This is a genomic window from Croceitalea rosinachiae (genome assembly GCF_031846445.1).
In the GTDB taxonomy this organism is placed as follows: Bacteria; Bacteroidota; Bacteroidia; order Flavobacteriales; family Flavobacteriaceae; genus Croceitalea; species Croceitalea rosinachiae.
This window is the reverse complement of the sequence record NZ_JAVRHR010000001.1, coordinates 379,552-395,959: the sequence shown is the minus strand read 5'-3', so window position 1 is coordinate 395,959 and position 16,408 is coordinate 379,552. Positions and strand designations below refer to the sequence as shown.

Genomic DNA, 16,408 nt, shown 5'->3' with positions numbered 1-16,408 from the left:
TTAACTAACTAATTTTAAGTTTGAACACGATGAAAAAAATATCCTTTACTCTGGCTACTGCCGGAATGTTTATTTTAGGTACTAGCACAGCTTCAGCTGCAATGATACAAGATGCACCAGAAGCAAGCAAAGGTTTTACCCAGGTTTTAAAAGAGCAGTTCATTCAAGGTGGGCCAGCATTTATGGGTATCGTATTGTTATGTTTGATTTTAGGCCTAGCAGTTGCTATTGAGCGTATTATATACCTTAATATGGCAAGCACAAATTCAGGTAAATTGAAACAACAAGTCGAAGATGCTTTGGCATCAGGTGGTGTGGAAGCTGCTAAAGAAGTTTGTAGAAATACAAAGGGTCCTGTTGCATCAATTTTTTATCAAGGTCTTGATCGTATCGGTGAAGGGCTAGAATCTGCTGAAAAAGCTGTTGTGGCTTATGGAGGTGTTCAAATGGGCCAATTAGAGAAAAACGTTTCTTGGTTATCTCTGTTTATCGCTATTGCACCGATGCTTGGTTTCATGGGTACGGTAATTGGTATGATTGCTGCCTTCCAAAAGATTGCTGCGGTTGGTAACCTAAGTGCATCACTTATTGCTGGTGATATTCAAGTAGCGTTATTGACAACAGTATTTGGTTTGATTACTGCAATTATTCTTCAAATTTTCTATAACTACATTATTGCTAAGATTGATAGTATTGTGAATGATATGGAAGACTCATCAATCTCTTTGATTGATATGTTGGCTGCCCATAAGAAGTAATTGATAACATTTAAAACTATCGAATCATGCAAAAAATATTAAAGATTGTATTAATTGTTATCGGAGTTATCGCTGCGGCATTGAGTTTTTTCTTCATGCCATCGGGTGATGATCCAGAAGCAATTAATAGTGGATCAATTGATCTAATGTTTTTGTTAACATGGCTATTATTAATAGCTGCCTCAGTATTGGCATTGTTTTTTGGACTTAAAAAAATGATGACTACTCCTGGAGGTCTTAAAAAGGCATTGTTTGCGATTGGAGGTCTTGCTGTATTATTTATAATAGGCTATGCGCTATCTAGCGGTGATGAAGCGCAAGCAGTGGTAGATGTATTTGCAGGTAAGGAAATTCAACCTGAGGTTGGAACCGTCAAGACTATTGGAATGATGTTAAACGTCTTTTTTGGAATGACGTTAGTTGCTGTATTGCTTATGATATGGCCAGGAATTAAGAAATTAATCGGAAGATAAAAACAGATTATTATGCCTAGAAGAAAAGGAGCGCCAGAAGTTAATGCGGGTTCTATGGCAGATATTGCTTTCTTACTACTTATCTTTTTCTTGGTAACTACTACCATAGAAACAGATGCAGGGTTAGATAGAATGCTGCCTCCCATTGAACCACCTGATACAGACGTAGTTATTAAGCAGAAGAATATTTTCACTGTTAATATCAATAAAAATGGCCAACTGCTAGCTGACGAAGCTTTGATGGATATCAAAGATTTGAGAAAAGCTGCGATGGAATTTTTAGATAACGGGGGAGACGGTTCTTGTGATTTTTGTAAAGGAAAAAGGGATGCCAGTTCTTCTGATAACCCTTCAAAGGCAATTATCTCGCTTAAGAACGATAGGGAAACCAAGTATGCAACATATATCACAGTTCAAAACGAATTGGTTGGAGCCTATAATGATTTGAGAAATCGTGAAGCTCAGCGTTTGTACAATCGTGATTTTGTTCAAATGGAATCTGAATATTTGAATCCAGAGACACCAAGTAGTGTTAGAGATGAGCTCAAAGATAAGGTGAAGAGGATTCAAGAGCTTTTCCCACAAAAATTATCTGAGGCAGAAACCTCGACCAGTAACTAATAAAAACGAATTGAATGTCTAAGTTTGCTAAGAAAAAAGATGGTGATTTGCCTGCAGTATCGACTGCCTCATTACCCGATATTGTTTTCATGTTATTGTTTTTCTTTATGACCGTTACGGTAATGAAGGACAGTTCTATTATGGTGGAAAACACACTACCTAATGCTACTGAAATCAAAAAACTAGAAAAAAAGGATAGAGTAATCTATGTATTTGCTGGTAAACCTACACGTGAATACGAAAGTGTTTATGGTACGGAAACTAGAATTCAGTTGAACGATAAGTTTGCTAGTGTTGGTGAGGTCGGATCTTATATTTTGGCTGAGCGTGCTAAAAAGCCTCAAGAAATTCAAAATGTGTTGACAACAGCATTGAAAGTAGATAAAGAGGCCAATATGGGATTAATATCTGATATTAAGCAAGAATTACGAAAGGTAAATGCCTTAAAAGTTAACTATACAACCTTTGAAGGAGATGCCTTCAATAATTTACAGTAGTAAAAGTTAGCTAAAATTATATTTATGGAGCCTTGAACTTTAGTTCAAGGCTTTTTTGTTTGTATTCATAGGACGGTTTACTCATTGAACATACTCGTTTACTCATTCTACCTTGAATTATTGATTTGACCATAGTTACTTGTAATTAGTTATTCACTAGCTATTAAAAGCTTTAAACTACAAACCAATGGCAATAAAAAGGGAAACACCAGAAGTTAATGCCGGTTCCATGGCGGATATTGCATTTTTATTACTCATATTTTTCTTGGTAACGACCACTTTGGAAACTGATGCAGGTCTTAGCAGAAAATTACCTACCACCAATGATCCTTCAAAAATAAAAGAGAGGAATTTATTTAGAGTCAACCTAAATGGTAGTAATCAGCTTTTGGTTGAAGGCCAAGTATTGGACATTAAAGATTTGCGAGAGGAGGCCATAGCCTTTCTAGATAATGGGAGGTTATATTCTGGAGATGGATACTGTTCATACTGCAAGGGCAATAGGGACGACCTCTCCTCGGATAATCCGCAAAAGGCAATCATTTCACTATCCAACACTCGAGAAACCAACTATGGTCATTATATAACAGTTCAAAATGAATTGGTTGGGGCATATAATGCACTGCGCAACCGGGAAGCTATGCGCATATATCGAGTTTCGTATGAAGATTTAATGGCTGATTATGAAGATGGAAAATTGTCACAAGAGGATAAAGCGGTATTTAAAGCAAAAATCGAAAAGATTAGGGAGCTATTTCCCAAAAATTTATCTGAAGCGGAATTAAACTCTAAATAATAGAATGATGTATATAATGCGAAAAAACAAAAACAAATTACCTCAAGTTTCCACGGCCTCTTTACCAGATATTGTTTTCATTCTATTGTTCTTTTTTATGACCGTAACCGTAATGAAAAATAACGCCCTGTTGGTGGAGAATACATTGCCCAACGCCCAAGAAATTGAAAAGTTGGATAAACAAGATAGAGTCATAGATGTTGTTGTTGGCCCGCCGGTTAAAAAATACAAAAGTGTTCTAGGGAGTGAGTCTAGAATTCAGTTAAATGGAAATTTTGCCGGTGTCAACGAGGTAGGATTCCATGTATTCTCTGAACTTAAAAAAATGCCCGAACAGCTTCAAAAAGTAGCGATAGTTTCCCTTAAAATTGATAAAAGAACACAAATGGGTATCGTTAATGATATAAAAGAAGAATTAAAGGAAATAGGTGCTTTGAAGATTAACTATACCACTTTTGAAGGTGATGCTTTAAGTAATTTACCCTAAAACTTGATTTAAATACGGTTGGAGTATAGTCACTACTGGGTTTTGTTTTATTTTTAATCCATGCAAAAGCGTAATGGTATTTTACTTTTTATGGTATGTTCCTCCCTATTGGTAACTAATCTTATACACGGGCAAGACAGCATAGCAGTATCAACAACTATTGATGCCAAGTATTTAGAAGATCAGTTTTATGCTGGAATAGCGTATAATTTTCTGACAGATTTGCCTGAAGATGGTATTCAAAGAAATTTATCTTATAATATTGGGTTTGGTTTTATTAGGGATATACCTATGAATAGAAGTAGAAATTTTGGTTTTGGACTAGGAGTGGGGTATGCCACAAATTCTTACTATAGCAATATTATTGCAGAGGAATCTCTAAATGACATTGTATATCAATTTTCGGTATCTAGCGATGTTTTAAGAAGAAGTAAATTTGAAACTCATGGTATAACATTTCCATTTGAAATACGATGGCGTACATCAAATGCTGTTGATTACAATTTTTGGCGTATTTATACGGGTATTAAAGCAGAATATCTTTTTTCAAGACGTTCAATCTCTAGATTTGAGGGAGATAGAGATGATTTAAATTTTAGCAATAATGATATCTCTGAATGGCAATACGGATTGACCTTGAACTTTGGTTATAATACCTGGAACATTCATTTATATTACAGTTTGAATCCACTTTTAGAAAATTCTGCATTATTAAATGGCGAGCGAATTAGAATAAGACCTTTAAGAGTTGGAGTTATTTTTTACATTTTATAGCCAATACTTAAACATGAAAAGTTGGGAGCATATTCCCACTAAAAAGCCTACCAATAACTCTGCCTTAGAATGCGCTTTCATAAATAAGCGTGAGGTTGCTACTAAACCTGTGCAAACTGTAAAAATTGCGATTGCAAAGGTGATGTTTGTTTCAAAATGTATGCTTAAACCAATCAGAAAAAGCAGAATACTGCCCATTCCTAGAAGGTGAATACTTGCTTTTACTTTTAAGAAGAGAAGGATTAAGAGCGTTACAGAAGAAATTACAAGACCTACAAAAAAGAAATAAAGTTCGTTGATATAATTTTGCGGTATCACTTTATATAAAATCATCATATATAGTATAATACTTATGTATAAAGGGTACTTACGCTCTGCAATACTTGGTGCAAAAATGGAATGAATCATGCCTAGATTCTTAAGAATGAAAAAGAATATAATGGGTATGATTACGGTTAAAATAAAAATAGGTAGAATATTTCCACTCTGTAATTCGAGAGAGCTATACTTAGGTGTCACTATAAAATAAGAGATGGTGCCAACTATTGGTATGAACAGGGGGTGAAATAGATAAGAGAAAGATTTGAAAAAGATTTTCATCAGATCTGTTTTCTTAGTCTGGCTACTGGTATGCCCAATTGCTCTCTATATTTTGCAACTGTCCTACGCGCGATAGGATAACCTTTTTCTTTTAATATTTTTGCTAATTTGTCATCAGTAAGAGGCTTTTTCTTTTCTTCTTCACCAATAACCGTTTCCAATATTTTTTTGATTTCTCTTGTTGAAACATCTTCTCCTTGTTCATTTTTCATAGATTCAGAGAAAAATTCCTTTATCAATTTTGTACCATAGGGTGTATCAACATATTTACTGTTTGCCACCCTAGAAACTGTTGATACATCCATATTGATTTGGTCCGCAATATCTTTAAGAATCATAGGGCGTAGCTTTCGTTCATCACCTGTTAAAAAGTATTCTTTTTGATAATGCATAATAGAATTCATGGTAACAAATAATGTTTGTTGCCTTTGCTTAATGGCGTCAATGAACCATTTAGCAGCATCTAATTTTTGCTTGATGAATAATACAGTGTCTTTTTGTGACTTCGACTTTTCTTTTGAATCTTTATATCCCTGAAGCATGTTATTGTAATCTTTAGATACATGAAGCTCGGGTGCATTACGACCGTTCAAAGTCAGTTCTAACTCTCCGTCTACTATTTTGATAGAAAAATCTGGTACTACATGTTCTATCATTCGCGTATTCCCCGAATATGAACCACCAGGTTTAGGGTTTAATTTTTCAATTTCGTTGATAGCATCTTTCAACTCGTCTTCAGAAATGTTGTGCTTTAAGATTAGTTTTTTGTAATGCTTTTTTGTGAATTGATCAAATGATTTTTTCAAAATTGAAGTGGCAAGTTCAATAGCTGGATGGGTTTCTTTCCGCTGCAATTGAATGATAAGGCACTCATCTAAATTTCTAGCTGCTACTCCGGGCGGATCTAATGACTGGACCACCTTCAAGACTTTTTCTATAACTTCTTCTTCGGTATAGATATTTTGAGTGAAAGCCAAATCATCCATAATATCGGTTAATGGCCTTCTGATGTAACCACTTTCATCCACACTACCTACCAAAAACTCGGCAATAGCCCATTCCTCATCAGTTAAATAAACCGTATTGAGTTGATTTAATAAATATTGATTGAAAGAAATACCTGCAGCATAAGGAACACTTTTTTCATCATCATCAGCACTATAGTTATTAACTTGTGTACGATAATCAGGAACTTCATCATCACTCAAATAATCATCAATGTTTATATCATCAGCGGAAATGGTTTCAGTGTCTCCTAGTTCATCAAAGGCATCTTCGTATGGATCATCTAAAACTTCACTTTCTTCTTTACCACTTTCCAATGCCGGGTTTTCTTCCAATTCTTGTTTCAAACGTTGCTCAAATGCCTGCGTGGGCAATTGTATCAACTTCATCAATTGAATCTGCTGCGGAGAAAGTTTTTGGGAAAGTTTAAATTGTAAGTGTTGTTTTAGCATATAGGTTTATTCCTTATCCTTAAAGTTAAAGAAATCAATTTAAAAGGCAGCGTTTTGAGGTGTTCTAGGAAAAGGGATAACATCACGTATATTTCCCATGCCTGTTGCAAACTGAACCAAGCGTTCAAATCCTAAGCCAAAGCCACTATGTACTGCGGTTCCAAACTTACGTAAATCTAAATACCACCAAAGCTCTTCTTCTTCAATGCCTAAATCTGCCATTTTTTGTTGTAGTACGTCAAGACGTTCTTCGCGCTGTGAACCGCCAACAATTTCACCAATTCCTGGAAAAAGTACATCCATAGCTCGAACTGTCTTTCCATCTTCATTAAGTCTCATATAAAACGCTTTTATGTTGGCAGGGTAATCAAAAAGGATTACTGGACATTTGAAGTGCTTTTCAACCAAAAAGCGTTCATGTTCACTTTGCAAATCGGCACCCCATTCTTCAATCACAAACTCAAACTTCTTTTTCTTGTTTGGTTTGCAGTTTCGTAATATATCGATAGCTTCTGTATACGATACCCTTTTGAAATTATTGTCAGCTACAAATCTGAGTTTTTCTATCAATGGCATTTCACTTCTTTCCGCCTGAGGTTTAGATTTTTCTTCATCCAGCAAACGGTGTTCTAAAAATTTCAGGTCTTCTTCACAGTTATCCAATACATATTGTAGTACCCATTTGATAAAATCTTCAGCCAAGTCCATATTAGCATCAAGATCGTAAAAGGCCATTTCTGGCTCAATCATCCAAAATTCTGCCAAATGACGCGAGGTATTTGAGTTTTCAGCTCTAAATGTTGGGCCAAATGTATATACCTTGCCCAAAGCCATTGCATATGCCTCTGCTTCTAACTGACCAGATACGGTTAAATTGGTTTCCTTGCCAAAAAAATCTTCTTTATAATTTACTTCTCCAGTGTCGGTCAAAGGAGGGGTTTTTGCATCTAAAGCCGTAACCCTGAACATTTCACCTGCCCCTTCTGCATCAGAGCCAGTTATTATTGGGGCATGAAAGTAGTAGAACCCGTTTTTTTGAAAATAGGTATGCACAGCATAAGAAAGTGCCGAACGTAAACGCATTACTGCCGAAAAGGTATTTGTGCGCACTCGCAGGTGAGCTTTTTCTCTTAAGAATTCCAAAGAATGTTTTTTGGGCTGAATGGGATATGTGTCTGCATCAGCAGTGCCGTGAATAAATAAATCATTAACCCGAATTTCAACATTTTGTCCGCGTCCTTGACTTTCAACTAAATTCCCTTTCACTTTTATTGCTGCACCAGTCGAAATTGACTTTATTAGCGAGTCTTCAAATTTTTCAAAATCTACAACACATTGAATGTTATTGATGGTAGAGCCGTCATTTAAGGCAATAAATCGATTACTTCTAAATGTTTTTACCCAACCATTTACTTCAATTTCTTGTTGTAATGGCGCTGTGCTCAATAATTCTTTCACGGAAATACGTTCCATTTTTCTTTCGTCTAAATTAAGAGGCAAAGATAGGTTTTTGTCAAAAAAATAGACTTATCTAAATGCTATTTCCCATTAGCACTTTCGTCTCCTTTGGGTAAGATATCAATCTGGGGTTTTTTAAGCACCGTTTTATTTGCGATACTGCGTTCTAATGACAATAGTAAGGAGGGTAACAAGATTAAATTGGCAAGCATAGCAAATAGTAGCGTTGCAGAAACTAATCCTCCTAATGCCTTGGTTCCGCCAAAACTTGAGATTATAAAGACTGAGAAGCCAAAAAAGAGAACGATTGAAGTATAGAACATACTTACTCCAGTTTCTCTTAAGGCATTATAAACTGATTTTTTGATTTGCCATTTATTCGCCATTAATTCTTGTCGATATTTAGCCAGAAAATGAATGGTGTCATCAACTGAAATTCCGAATGCAATGCTAAATACTAATATGGTTGAAGGTTTTATAGGAACACCTAAAAAACCCATTAGACCTGCTGTAATTACCAAGGGCAGTAGATTGGGTACTAATGATATTATGATCATTCTAAAAGACCTGAAAAGGTAGGCCATAAAAATAGAGATTAGGCCAATGGCAAAAGCTAGTGATAGCAATAGATTCTTAGTCAAATATTTGGTGCCCTTTAAAAACAACAGGGCTTTTCCGGTCATATAAACATTATAACGCTCTGAAGGGAAAATTTTCGCAATTGATTCTTTTAAATCTTCTTCAATTTCTTCCATGCGCGTTGTTTTTACATCTCGCATAAAAGTGGTCATTCTTGCAGTTTGACCTGTAGTATCAACAAAGCTCTGTAATAGATTACCATTTTCCGATGATTTACGGGCAACGTCCATGATAAAAGTATTCTCTTGCGATGTGGGTAATTGGTAATACTTTGGAATTCCGTTATAAAAAGCCTGTTTGGAGTATTTGACCAAGTTTACTGCAGATACTGGTTTAGATAGTTCAGGTGTTTCCTCAATTTCGTTTGATAGTTGGTTCATTCGCCTAAGTGTAGCTGGTTTTAAAACACCATTTTTTTGTTTGGTATCTACAACTACTTCTACTGGCATGATACCATCAAACTCCTCTTCAAAAAAGCGAATGTCTTTAAAGAATTTGGCATCTTTTGGTAAATCTTCAATACGGCTTCCTGTAATCTGAATTTGATAAATACCAATAATACTTGTCACCAAAACTAGTACTGAAGTAATATAAACTGCTATTCTGTGATTGCGCACCACATGTTCCATCCAGCTTACAAAACGGTCAATCCATTTCTTTTTTAAATGTTTCAAATGCTTATCCTGGGGTATAGGCATGAAACTGTACACAATGGGAATAATTAAAAGCGATAATAAGAAAATGCAAAGAATATTGATAGAGGCCACAATACCAAACTCTTTGAGTAAGTCGCTATCCAAAATGATAAAAGTAGCAAAACCAAGAGCTGTAGTGCAATTGGTCATTAATGTAGCATTACCCACTTTTGAAACTACCCTTTGTAAGGACAAGGCTTGGTTGCCATGTTTTTTAACCTCTTGTTGGTATTTGTTTATTAAGAAAATACAATTGGGAATTCCAATTACAATAATCAGTGGTGGAATAAGGGCTGTTAGGATTGTTATTTCATATTGAAAAAGCCCTAATATTCCAAAGGCCCACATAACGCCAATGATAACAACACACATTGAAATAAATGTTGCTCTGAAACTTCGAAAGAAAAAGAAGAAGATAATTGAGGTCACCGCTAAAGCAGCTAATATGAAGTTTCCAATTTCATCAATTATGATTTTGGAATTCCATGTTTTAATGTAGGGCATTCCAGAGACTCTAACATCTAAATCGGTCTCAGTTTCAAAATTATCAATCAGATTTTCTAGGTCATTCAATATAAATTCATTTCGCACCGAAGTGTTCAAAATATCCTTGTCCATGTAAATGACAGTTCGTATAGTACCACTCTCCTTATTGAAAATTAAATTTTCGTAAAAGGGCATGTTCTCAAATAAATGATTCTTGATTTGTACTATCTCTTCTTTTGTATTCGGGACAGATTTTATTAGAGGCCGCAGTACGAACTCTTGTCTTTCATTATCTTTTACAAGTTCTTGAAGATTATCTGTTGAGATTACAAAATCAATTTCTGGAACTGCTTGAAATTGTTTACTTAGTTTATTCCAACGGTTAAAATTTTCAGGTGAAAACAATAAGCTGTCCCTAACGGCAAGAACTATAGCATTATCTTCTTGACCAAATAAATCTACAAAAGCATTGTATTGAATGGTCTCTGGGTGGTCATCTGGTAATACGTTAGCTTCTGTATTCGAAAATCGCATATGTTTCCACTGAAAACCGAGAAAAACGGTAGCAGCTAAAACAAGAAGGAGGATAAGTATTCTGTTTCTGAGGATAATACGAGCAAGTCCTGCCCAAAATCCTTGAAAAAGTTCTTTTAACATTTTCGTGTTCTTGCGTGCAAAGGTAGAAAATGATTGGTAGTGTACCTAAATAATGAAAGTGTAAAGGAACTAGACTTTCATTATTTCCGCTTCTTTAACATCAAAAACTGAATCTACATTTTTAATGTACTTGTCGGTAAGTTCTTGCACATCTACTTCGGCATTTCCCAAAAGGTCTTCAGAAAGTTCTAGTTTCTTCAACTCTTTGTTGGCATCTTGTCTAGCACTTCGAATACTAACTTTAGCATCTTCCGCCTCGGCTTTTGCTTGTTTCACCAAATCGCGTCGACGTTCTTCTGTCAAAGGAGGTACATTAATAATGACCATTTCACCATTGTTCATCGGATTGAATCCAATATTGGCATTCATAATGGCTGTTTCTATATCGTGAAGAATACTTTTTTCCCACGGCTGAACTGATATGGTACGTGCATCGGGAGTATTGATATTGGCAACTTGAGATAAGGGTGTTGGTGAACCGTAATACTCTACTTTAACTGTAGAGAGCATCATGGGGCTAGCTTTGCCCGCTCTAATTTTTATAAAAGCTTTTTCTAGATGCATCATTGCCGCATCCATGCTTTCTTGGGTTGTATCAAGTACAAATGTTACTTCTTCGTTCATGTGTAAAATTTCAATTTTAGAATCAACTACTATGCCAGTACTAATTATTGACCACCGTACCAATATTTTCTCCTGATACTAGTTTCATGAGATTTCCTCTCGTGTTCATATCAAAAACAACTATAGGTAATTCATTTTCTTGACTCAATGTAAAGGCGGTCGTGTCCATTACTTTAAGTCCTTTTGTTAAAACATCCTCAAATGAAATGCTATCAAATTTAGTCGCGTTCTTATCTTTTTCAGGATCAGCAGTATAAATACCATCTACCCGAGTACCTTTTAAAATGACATCTGCTTTAATTTCGATAGCTCTTAAAACTGCTGCAGAGTCAGTTGTGAAGTACGGATTACCTGTGCCGCCACCAAAAATGACCACTCTTCCCTTTTCTAAGTGTCGCATCGCCCTTCTTCTGATAAAAGGTTCGGCCACTTCGTTTATTTTAATGGCGGACTGCACCCTTGTTTCTACACCTGCAATTTCTAAAGCACTTTGTAAGGCTAGACTATTAATTACCGTGGCAAGCATACCCATATGGTCACCTTGCACTCTGTCCATACCTTCACTTGCCCCTTTAAGACCTCTGAAAATATTACCGCCACCAATTACTATGGCAATTTGAACCCCTTTTTCGATAACAGCTTTAATATCTTCAGCATATTCTGTTAGCCTATTGGCATCTATACCATATTGCTGCTCGCCCATTAAAGCCTCACCGCTAAGTTTTAAAAGAATTCTTTTGTATTGCATCTAGGTTTTTTTGAAGTCCGAACAAAAATAATCAAAATTATTTTTGAGCTAATGCAATGATTACAGCTAAGTTTTTCTAAAAAGAATAAAAAAAGCAATACATTTTGTAACTTTTTTTAAAACAAACAGTATACCCTTTTGACAACTAAATAGCAATGCACGAACTAACCGATAATGCACTTATGCTCAAAGTTAAATCTGGCGATTTAAATAAGATGGGGCTATTGTATGAAAGACATAAGAAAAGGATGTTTGGCTTTTTTTACAATATGAATGGCGATGCTATGACGAGTGAAGATTTGGTTCAAAATGTATTTGTAAGAATGCTGAAATACAAGCATACTTATACAGGAGAAGGGTCTTTTTTGGCGTGGATGTTTAGAACAGCTCGTAATGTTAATAATGATCATTTTAAAAAAAATAAGCAAAACTATAATCAGTACGATATCGCTTCAGTGGAATACAAGCTCGAAGCTGAAGATACTATAGGAAGGGTTTCAGACAAAAAAGATAATATCAATTACTTAAAAATAGCGCTTCAAAAACTGTCACCTGAAAAACGAGAAGTTTTGGTTTTAAGTAAGTTGAAAGAAATGAAGTTCAGTGAAATCGGAGCTGTGATGGGTTGCTCAGAAGGAGCCGCAAAGGTTAAAGCTCATCGCGCTTTAAAAGATTTAAAACTGGTTTTTCATCAAATGCAAATTAGATAGAAAATGGATAGTAAAAGATTTGAAATATTAGCAATGGAGTTCTTGAAAGGGGAAATTAATCAGGAAGATAGAGTTCTTTTTGAAACTTTTTTAAGTAAAAACCCTACTTACAGCTCCGATTTTGATATGCTTCAGTCTTCTTGGTCAGATTTGGATTCTATGGAAATTTTTGAACCGTCTGAAGAAATGGATAAACACTTTTTTCAAATGTTGAGTTCAGAAGTTAAGAAAAAAGAAAAATCAAATTGGGGTGAAAAATTACAAAATGCACTATCAAGCATTTTTAAGCCTCAATTGGCATATGGAGTACTTGTATTGGTAATTGGTCTAACTGCGGGTTATTTTTTGAAACAAGACAATCTTAATCAGGCTATTGCGCCAAAAATAGCTTCAACTAATGAAACCGAGCAAGTTCGTGAAAGATTGGTGCTTACTTTATTGAAACAACCCTCGGCCAATAAGAGGTTAGAAGGTGTAAGTGAAGCTAATAAACTCGGAAATGTGGATGAAACCGTTATCAGGGCTTTATTGAAAACCCTGAATAACGATGAGAATGTAAATGTGCGATTGGCAGCAATAGAATCATTAACAAATTATATTGATAACCCTATAGTAAGACGGGGGTTGATACAGTCCATACCAAATCAAAAGTCACCAATTGTGCAAGTAACCTTGGCTAATCTAATGTTAGCTTTAGAAGAGAAAAAGTCTATCGAGCCTTTTAAGCAACTTTTAAAGGAAAAGGAATTGGATACTACAGTTAAGAAGAAAATAGAGAATACCATAGAAGCAATTATATAGGGTTTATTCATTAACTGCCCTAATTGGCGCAATCAAATTACGAACGGTTGGCTTAATCGGCCAAATAAATTTTAGAAATCATGAGAAAAACAATTATTTGCCTAGCTCTGACCGCAATCTTTCTTCCAAAGAAAGCTGAGGCTCAAAAAAAGAGCTTTAAGGAAGTCATTGAAAAGGAAGTTTCTTTTACATCTTCTTCCTCTGAAAATACCTTAGTCATTCAAAATATTTTTGGGCCGATTGAAGTTGAGGGATATTCTGGAAGTAAGGTGTCAATAGAAGTGGAGAGAGCGGTTTTTGCTGATAATACTGTCGATTTAGAATTAGGGAAAAAAGAACTTCAGATTAAAATTCTGGAATTGGAAAATAGAATAGTTCTACATCCGGACGCACCTTATATTTCCTATAATGAAAAGGGATTGAAATTTGATTGGTGCAATAATAATGAAGAACCGGTTTATGAGCATAAACTGAGCTTTAGGGTTAAGGTACCCAAAGGTATAAATCTAGATGTGGCAACTGTTAATGAAGGAGATATTAGCATAACCAATACTCAAGGTGACAAACTAAAAGTGAACAATATCAATGGTGGAATCGATTTGGTAAATGTTCAGGGGCAAACTAATGTGCATTGCATTAATGGAGGGGTTAATATTTCTTATACAAAGAATCCAGGTCTAGCTTCAAAGTACTATTCCTTAAATGGGGATATTAATGTCACCTATCAAGAATCACTATCTGCCGATGTTTCCTTTAAAAGTATGAATGGTGAACTGTACACAGACTTTGATATTGCTAAACAATTTAATAGAACCAATAAAGAATCCAATCCTAAAGGAAAGGCAAAATATAAATATGAATCTACCCCAGTAGTTCAAATTGGAAGTGGGGGAGTTGATTTTAAGTTTGAAACTTTAAACGGTAATGTATTCATCAAAAAAATATAACATCATGAAATTATTTAAATCAATTATTATAACAGCTATCATGTTATTAAGTGTCAATGCAATGGCACAGGAAGAAAGTGTCGATTTGTTTTCTGTGCCTTTGAGCAATCCAAACCAGCCAGGTAAACTGATTGTTAATCAATTAACAGGTTCTATTGATGTAGTCGCCTATGAAGGAAAAGAGGTGGTCGTTAAAGCCGTAATTGGGCAAGATGACGATTGTGATAGCTGCCATAAAAAAGGATCAAATAGTAATGGCATGAAGAAGATCTCCAATGCTAGCCTCAACATTGGTGCTGAAGAAAAGGATAATGTTATAGAAATTGAGAATGAACTCTGGAATAGAAAAACTGATTTGTCCATTAAGGTACCAAAAAACTTTTCTTTAAAATTGTCTACTGTTAATCATGGTGACATAAATGTTTCTGGTGTAAATGGAGATATGGAAATTAGTAATGTCAATGGAGAAATCACTTTGGAAAAAGTAAGCGGTTCTGCAAGTGTTGATACTACAAATGGTGAAGTAAAAGTGAGCTTTGAAAACATCACTAGTGATTCAGATATGGCTTTTAGCAGTTTTAACGGTAATGTTGAAGTTACTTTTCCAAGTTCTTTAAGAGCAAATGTAAAAGCGAAGTCAGATATGGGAGATGTTTATACCGATTTTGATATGGCTGTCGCTAAGAATGAACCAGAAGTGGAGAAAGGTAGTTCATCAGGTAAGTACAAGGTTAAGATAGAACAGTGGGTTAAGGGCACTATAAATGGAGGAGGACCTGAAATGTTATTTAAGACCTTTAACGGAGATATTATGATTAAATCGAAACAGAACTGATAGTTATCAGTTTAAATTTATTTTAATTTTGAGAACAAAGCACTACAAACTTGTAGTGCTTTTAGTATTTTTTGTAACAAATTGGGATGAACGTTGTCAATTATATTAGATTCTACCTCGTTTTTATGCGGTAATAGAATCCCTGTATTTTAACCAATTATTAGAATGAAACTACTCGCCGACTTTATAATAGTATCTGGATTTGTAGTTACGATTATAATTTTGGTGATGTTGACTACTTCTAAAAAAAGAGAGCTTCCTAAGGGGATATTAATTGTTCTTTTGGGTCTTAGCGCCATGATTTTACTTACTCTCTATGCGCACTTACATCAAATTCATGCGCTTTTTGCTTTTACCCTTCTTTTTGAAGATGGTGCTGGTTTGCTAATAGGCCCCCTGGTCTTTTTATATATAGAATCCATTTTTAATCAGGAAGAAAATCTTATTCTTAAACGTTGGCTACATTTTGTGCCTTTTATTACTTATTGGATAGTTGTAAGTCTTCCCAAGACCATAGCGATTTATTATGGCGAAGAAATTTTTGAGTATGTTGGGTTATTTCGAAATGCTTATGTGGCTCTTGCCAAGAATATTTTTGTACTAATCTATATTTTTTTCTCAATTAGATTGTTTTTAAAATACAAAGAGTTAATGAAGTCTAATTATTCGACTTTTACGAATGACAACTATGGTTGGCTGAAAAAGCTTTTGATGGCATTTCTCATTGTCTTTCTCTTTGATATGGTTGTTATAACAGTTTATATCATTTTCAAACCATCTTTTGAGTGGGATTTGGGAATTATTTCTGTAATGTTTTTGTCCTTCGTAATATTTTATTTGGGATATCATGGTCTTAAGCAATCCATTGTTCATTTCCCGGAATTTTTGATCAAAAGCGAAGAAGTAAAGGGAAATGGCAAACGACAATTACAAAAATTGATGTTGTCATCACAAGAATTGGAAACCATTAAGGACAAGCTTAACGCCAGAATTTCTGAAGAAAAACCGTACCTGCAACAAGAACTGACTTTGAATGATTTAGCAGACCTTGTTGGTATTTCAGACAAAAATCTTTCATTATACCTTAACCATTCTTTAAACACTTCATTTTATGACTTTGTCAACAAGTGTAGGGTTGAAGAGGTAAAGGAAAAACTGAAACAAGAGGAGTATAAAAAGTACTCCCTCTTGGGGATGGCATTTGCCTCAGGGTTTAATTCTAAAAGTAGTTTTTATCGGGCCTTTAAAAAAGAAACAGGTATTTCTCCAACCGAGTTCAAAAAGAAAATTCCCTCTTAAAATAGTCCCAGTAATTTTATTGGCACTTACAGCTTTGGCTAATATT

Annotated in this window: 18 protein-coding genes; 12 read left to right on the top strand and 6 right to left on the bottom strand. The window is 35.0% G+C overall.

The window, feature by feature from the left end:
* The first annotated feature begins 29 nt into the window (after positions 1-29).
* From RM706_RS01755 to RM706_RS01725, 7 genes are all read left to right on the top strand, one after another.
* Positions 30-758, top strand: a complete 729-nt coding sequence (locus RM706_RS01755) for a MotA/TolQ/ExbB proton channel family protein (RefSeq protein WP_311349300.1) — start codon at positions 30-32, stop codon at positions 756-758.
* A 26-nt stretch (positions 759-784) separates the two neighbouring features.
* Positions 785-1,231 (top strand): hypothetical protein, encoded by a 447-nt coding sequence (locus RM706_RS01750; protein ID WP_311349299.1) that lies wholly within the window; start codon positions 785-787, stop codon positions 1,229-1,231.
* Positions 1,232-1,243: 12 nt separating this feature from the next.
* Positions 1,244-1,852 (top strand): ExbD/TolR family protein, encoded by a 609-nt coding sequence (locus RM706_RS01745; protein ID WP_311349298.1) that lies wholly within the window; start codon positions 1,244-1,246, stop codon positions 1,850-1,852.
* Between the two features lie 14 nt (positions 1,853-1,866).
* Positions 1,867-2,349: an ExbD/TolR family protein gene (locus RM706_RS01740; RefSeq protein ID WP_311349297.1), complete on the top strand. Its 483-nt coding sequence runs from the start codon at positions 1,867-1,869 to the stop codon at positions 2,347-2,349.
* A gap of 187 nt (positions 2,350-2,536) precedes the next feature.
* Positions 2,537-3,145, top strand: coding sequence for an ExbD/TolR family protein (locus RM706_RS01735; protein ID WP_311349296.1), 609 nt, complete (start codon positions 2,537-2,539; stop codon positions 3,143-3,145).
* Between the two features lie 16 nt (positions 3,146-3,161).
* A complete protein-coding gene (locus RM706_RS01730; RefSeq protein WP_311349295.1) occupies positions 3,162-3,632 on the top strand; it encodes an ExbD/TolR family protein in 471 nt (156 codons plus the stop codon).
* Positions 3,633-3,692: 60 nt separating this feature from the next.
* Complete coding sequence (locus RM706_RS01725) at positions 3,693-4,406, top strand: porin family protein (RefSeq protein ID WP_311349294.1); 714 nt, start codon at positions 3,693-3,695, stop codon at positions 4,404-4,406.
* On the opposite strand, the gene RM706_RS01720 is transcribed toward RM706_RS01725, so the two are convergent.
* The 6 genes from RM706_RS01720 to pyrH all read right to left on the bottom strand — a co-directional run bounded on the left by RM706_RS01720 (position 4,401) and on the right by pyrH (position 11,770).
* The gene (locus RM706_RS01720; RefSeq protein ID WP_311349293.1) at positions 4,401-5,006 is read right to left on the bottom strand and encodes a hypothetical protein; all 606 of its coding nucleotides are present in this window, start codon (positions 5,004-5,006) and stop codon (positions 4,401-4,403) included. The two genes, RM706_RS01725 and RM706_RS01720, sit on opposite strands and share 6 nt — an antisense overlap.
* Positions 5,006-6,463 (bottom strand): RNA polymerase factor sigma-54, encoded by a 1,458-nt coding sequence (gene rpoN / locus RM706_RS01715; RefSeq protein ID WP_311349292.1) that lies wholly within the window; start codon positions 6,461-6,463, stop codon positions 5,006-5,008. The genes RM706_RS01720 and rpoN overlap by 1 nt, the downstream gene beginning before the upstream one ends.
* Before the next feature lie 39 nt (positions 6,464-6,502).
* Positions 6,503-7,936, bottom strand: coding sequence for an asparagine--tRNA ligase (asnS, locus tag RM706_RS01710; RefSeq protein WP_311349291.1), 1,434 nt, complete (start codon positions 7,934-7,936; stop codon positions 6,503-6,505).
* A gap of 65 nt (positions 7,937-8,001) precedes the next feature.
* Positions 8,002-10,398 (bottom strand): efflux RND transporter permease subunit, encoded by a 2,397-nt coding sequence (locus RM706_RS01705; RefSeq protein ID WP_311349290.1) that lies wholly within the window; start codon positions 10,396-10,398, stop codon positions 8,002-8,004.
* Between the two features lie 69 nt (positions 10,399-10,467).
* Positions 10,468-11,022, bottom strand: a complete 555-nt coding sequence (gene frr, locus RM706_RS01700; RefSeq protein WP_311349289.1) for a ribosome recycling factor — start codon at positions 11,020-11,022, stop codon at positions 10,468-10,470.
* 40 nt (positions 11,023-11,062) lie between these two features.
* The gene (gene pyrH, locus RM706_RS01695) at positions 11,063-11,770 is read right to left on the bottom strand and encodes a UMP kinase (protein WP_311349288.1); all 708 of its coding nucleotides are present in this window, start codon (positions 11,768-11,770) and stop codon (positions 11,063-11,065) included.
* Positions 11,771-11,925: 155 nt separating this feature from the next.
* On the opposite strand from pyrH, the gene RM706_RS01690 reads away from it, so the two are divergent.
* The 5 genes from RM706_RS01690 (at position 11,926) to RM706_RS01670 (ending at position 16,362) form a co-directional block, all read left to right on the top strand.
* Positions 11,926-12,480: an RNA polymerase sigma factor gene (locus RM706_RS01690; protein WP_311349287.1), complete on the top strand. Its 555-nt coding sequence runs from the start codon at positions 11,926-11,928 to the stop codon at positions 12,478-12,480.
* Positions 12,481-12,483: 3 nt separating this feature from the next.
* Entirely contained in the window at positions 12,484-13,281 is a 798-nt protein-coding gene (locus RM706_RS01685) for a HEAT repeat domain-containing protein (RefSeq protein WP_311349286.1), read from the top strand.
* Positions 13,282-13,361: 80 nt separating this feature from the next.
* Positions 13,362-14,228 (top strand): DUF4097 family beta strand repeat-containing protein, encoded by an 867-nt coding sequence (locus RM706_RS01680; protein WP_311349285.1) that lies wholly within the window; start codon positions 13,362-13,364, stop codon positions 14,226-14,228.
* A gap of 4 nt (positions 14,229-14,232) precedes the next feature.
* Entirely contained in the window at positions 14,233-15,063 is an 831-nt protein-coding gene (locus RM706_RS01675; RefSeq protein ID WP_311349284.1) for a DUF4097 family beta strand repeat-containing protein, read from the top strand.
* Positions 15,064-15,228: 165 nt separating this feature from the next.
* Complete coding sequence (locus RM706_RS01670; protein WP_311349283.1) at positions 15,229-16,362, top strand: helix-turn-helix domain-containing protein; 1,134 nt, start codon at positions 15,229-15,231, stop codon at positions 16,360-16,362.
* Positions 16,363-16,408: the final 46 nt, after the last annotated feature.

What these genes read in the sequence shown, in the direction of transcription:
- RM706_RS01755 (WP_311349300.1), top strand. Translation starts at nt 30, where the DNA reads ATGAAAAAAATATCCTTTACTCTGGCTACTGCCGGAATGTTTATTTTA.
- RM706_RS01750 (WP_311349299.1), top strand. Translation starts at nt 785, where the DNA reads ATGCAAAAAATATTAAAGATTGTATTAATTGTTATCGGAGTTATCGCT.
- RM706_RS01745 (WP_311349298.1), top strand. Translation starts at nt 1,244, where the DNA reads ATGCCTAGAAGAAAAGGAGCGCCAGAAGTTAATGCGGGTTCTATGGCA.
- RM706_RS01740 (WP_311349297.1), top strand. Translation starts at nt 1,867, where the DNA reads ATGTCTAAGTTTGCTAAGAAAAAAGATGGTGATTTGCCTGCAGTATCG.
- RM706_RS01735 (WP_311349296.1), top strand. Translation starts at nt 2,537, where the DNA reads ATGGCAATAAAAAGGGAAACACCAGAAGTTAATGCCGGTTCCATGGCG.
- RM706_RS01730 (WP_311349295.1), top strand. Translation starts at nt 3,162, where the DNA reads ATGCGAAAAAACAAAAACAAATTACCTCAAGTTTCCACGGCCTCTTTA.
- RM706_RS01725 (WP_311349294.1), top strand. Translation starts at nt 3,693, where the DNA reads ATGCAAAAGCGTAATGGTATTTTACTTTTTATGGTATGTTCCTCCCTA.
- RM706_RS01720 (WP_311349293.1), bottom strand. Translation starts at nt 5,006, where the DNA reads ATGAAAATCTTTTTCAAATCTTTCTCTTATCTATTTCACCCCCTGTTC.
- rpoN (WP_311349292.1), bottom strand. Translation starts at nt 6,463, where the DNA reads ATGCTAAAACAACACTTACAATTTAAACTTTCCCAAAAACTTTCTCCG.
- asnS (WP_311349291.1), bottom strand. Translation starts at nt 7,936, where the DNA reads ATGGAACGTATTTCCGTGAAAGAATTATTGAGCACAGCGCCATTACAA.
- RM706_RS01705 (WP_311349290.1), bottom strand. Translation starts at nt 10,398, where the DNA reads ATGTTAAAAGAACTTTTTCAAGGATTTTGGGCAGGACTTGCTCGTATT.
- frr (WP_311349289.1), bottom strand. Translation starts at nt 11,022, where the DNA reads ATGAACGAAGAAGTAACATTTGTACTTGATACAACCCAAGAAAGCATG.
- pyrH (WP_311349288.1), bottom strand. Translation starts at nt 11,770, where the DNA reads ATGCAATACAAAAGAATTCTTTTAAAACTTAGCGGTGAGGCTTTAATG.
- RM706_RS01690 (WP_311349287.1), top strand. Translation starts at nt 11,926, where the DNA reads ATGCACGAACTAACCGATAATGCACTTATGCTCAAAGTTAAATCTGGC.
- RM706_RS01685 (WP_311349286.1), top strand. Translation starts at nt 12,484, where the DNA reads ATGGATAGTAAAAGATTTGAAATATTAGCAATGGAGTTCTTGAAAGGG.
- RM706_RS01680 (WP_311349285.1), top strand. Translation starts at nt 13,362, where the DNA reads ATGAGAAAAACAATTATTTGCCTAGCTCTGACCGCAATCTTTCTTCCA.
- RM706_RS01675 (WP_311349284.1), top strand. Translation starts at nt 14,233, where the DNA reads ATGAAATTATTTAAATCAATTATTATAACAGCTATCATGTTATTAAGT.
- RM706_RS01670 (WP_311349283.1), top strand. Translation starts at nt 15,229, where the DNA reads ATGAAACTACTCGCCGACTTTATAATAGTATCTGGATTTGTAGTTACG.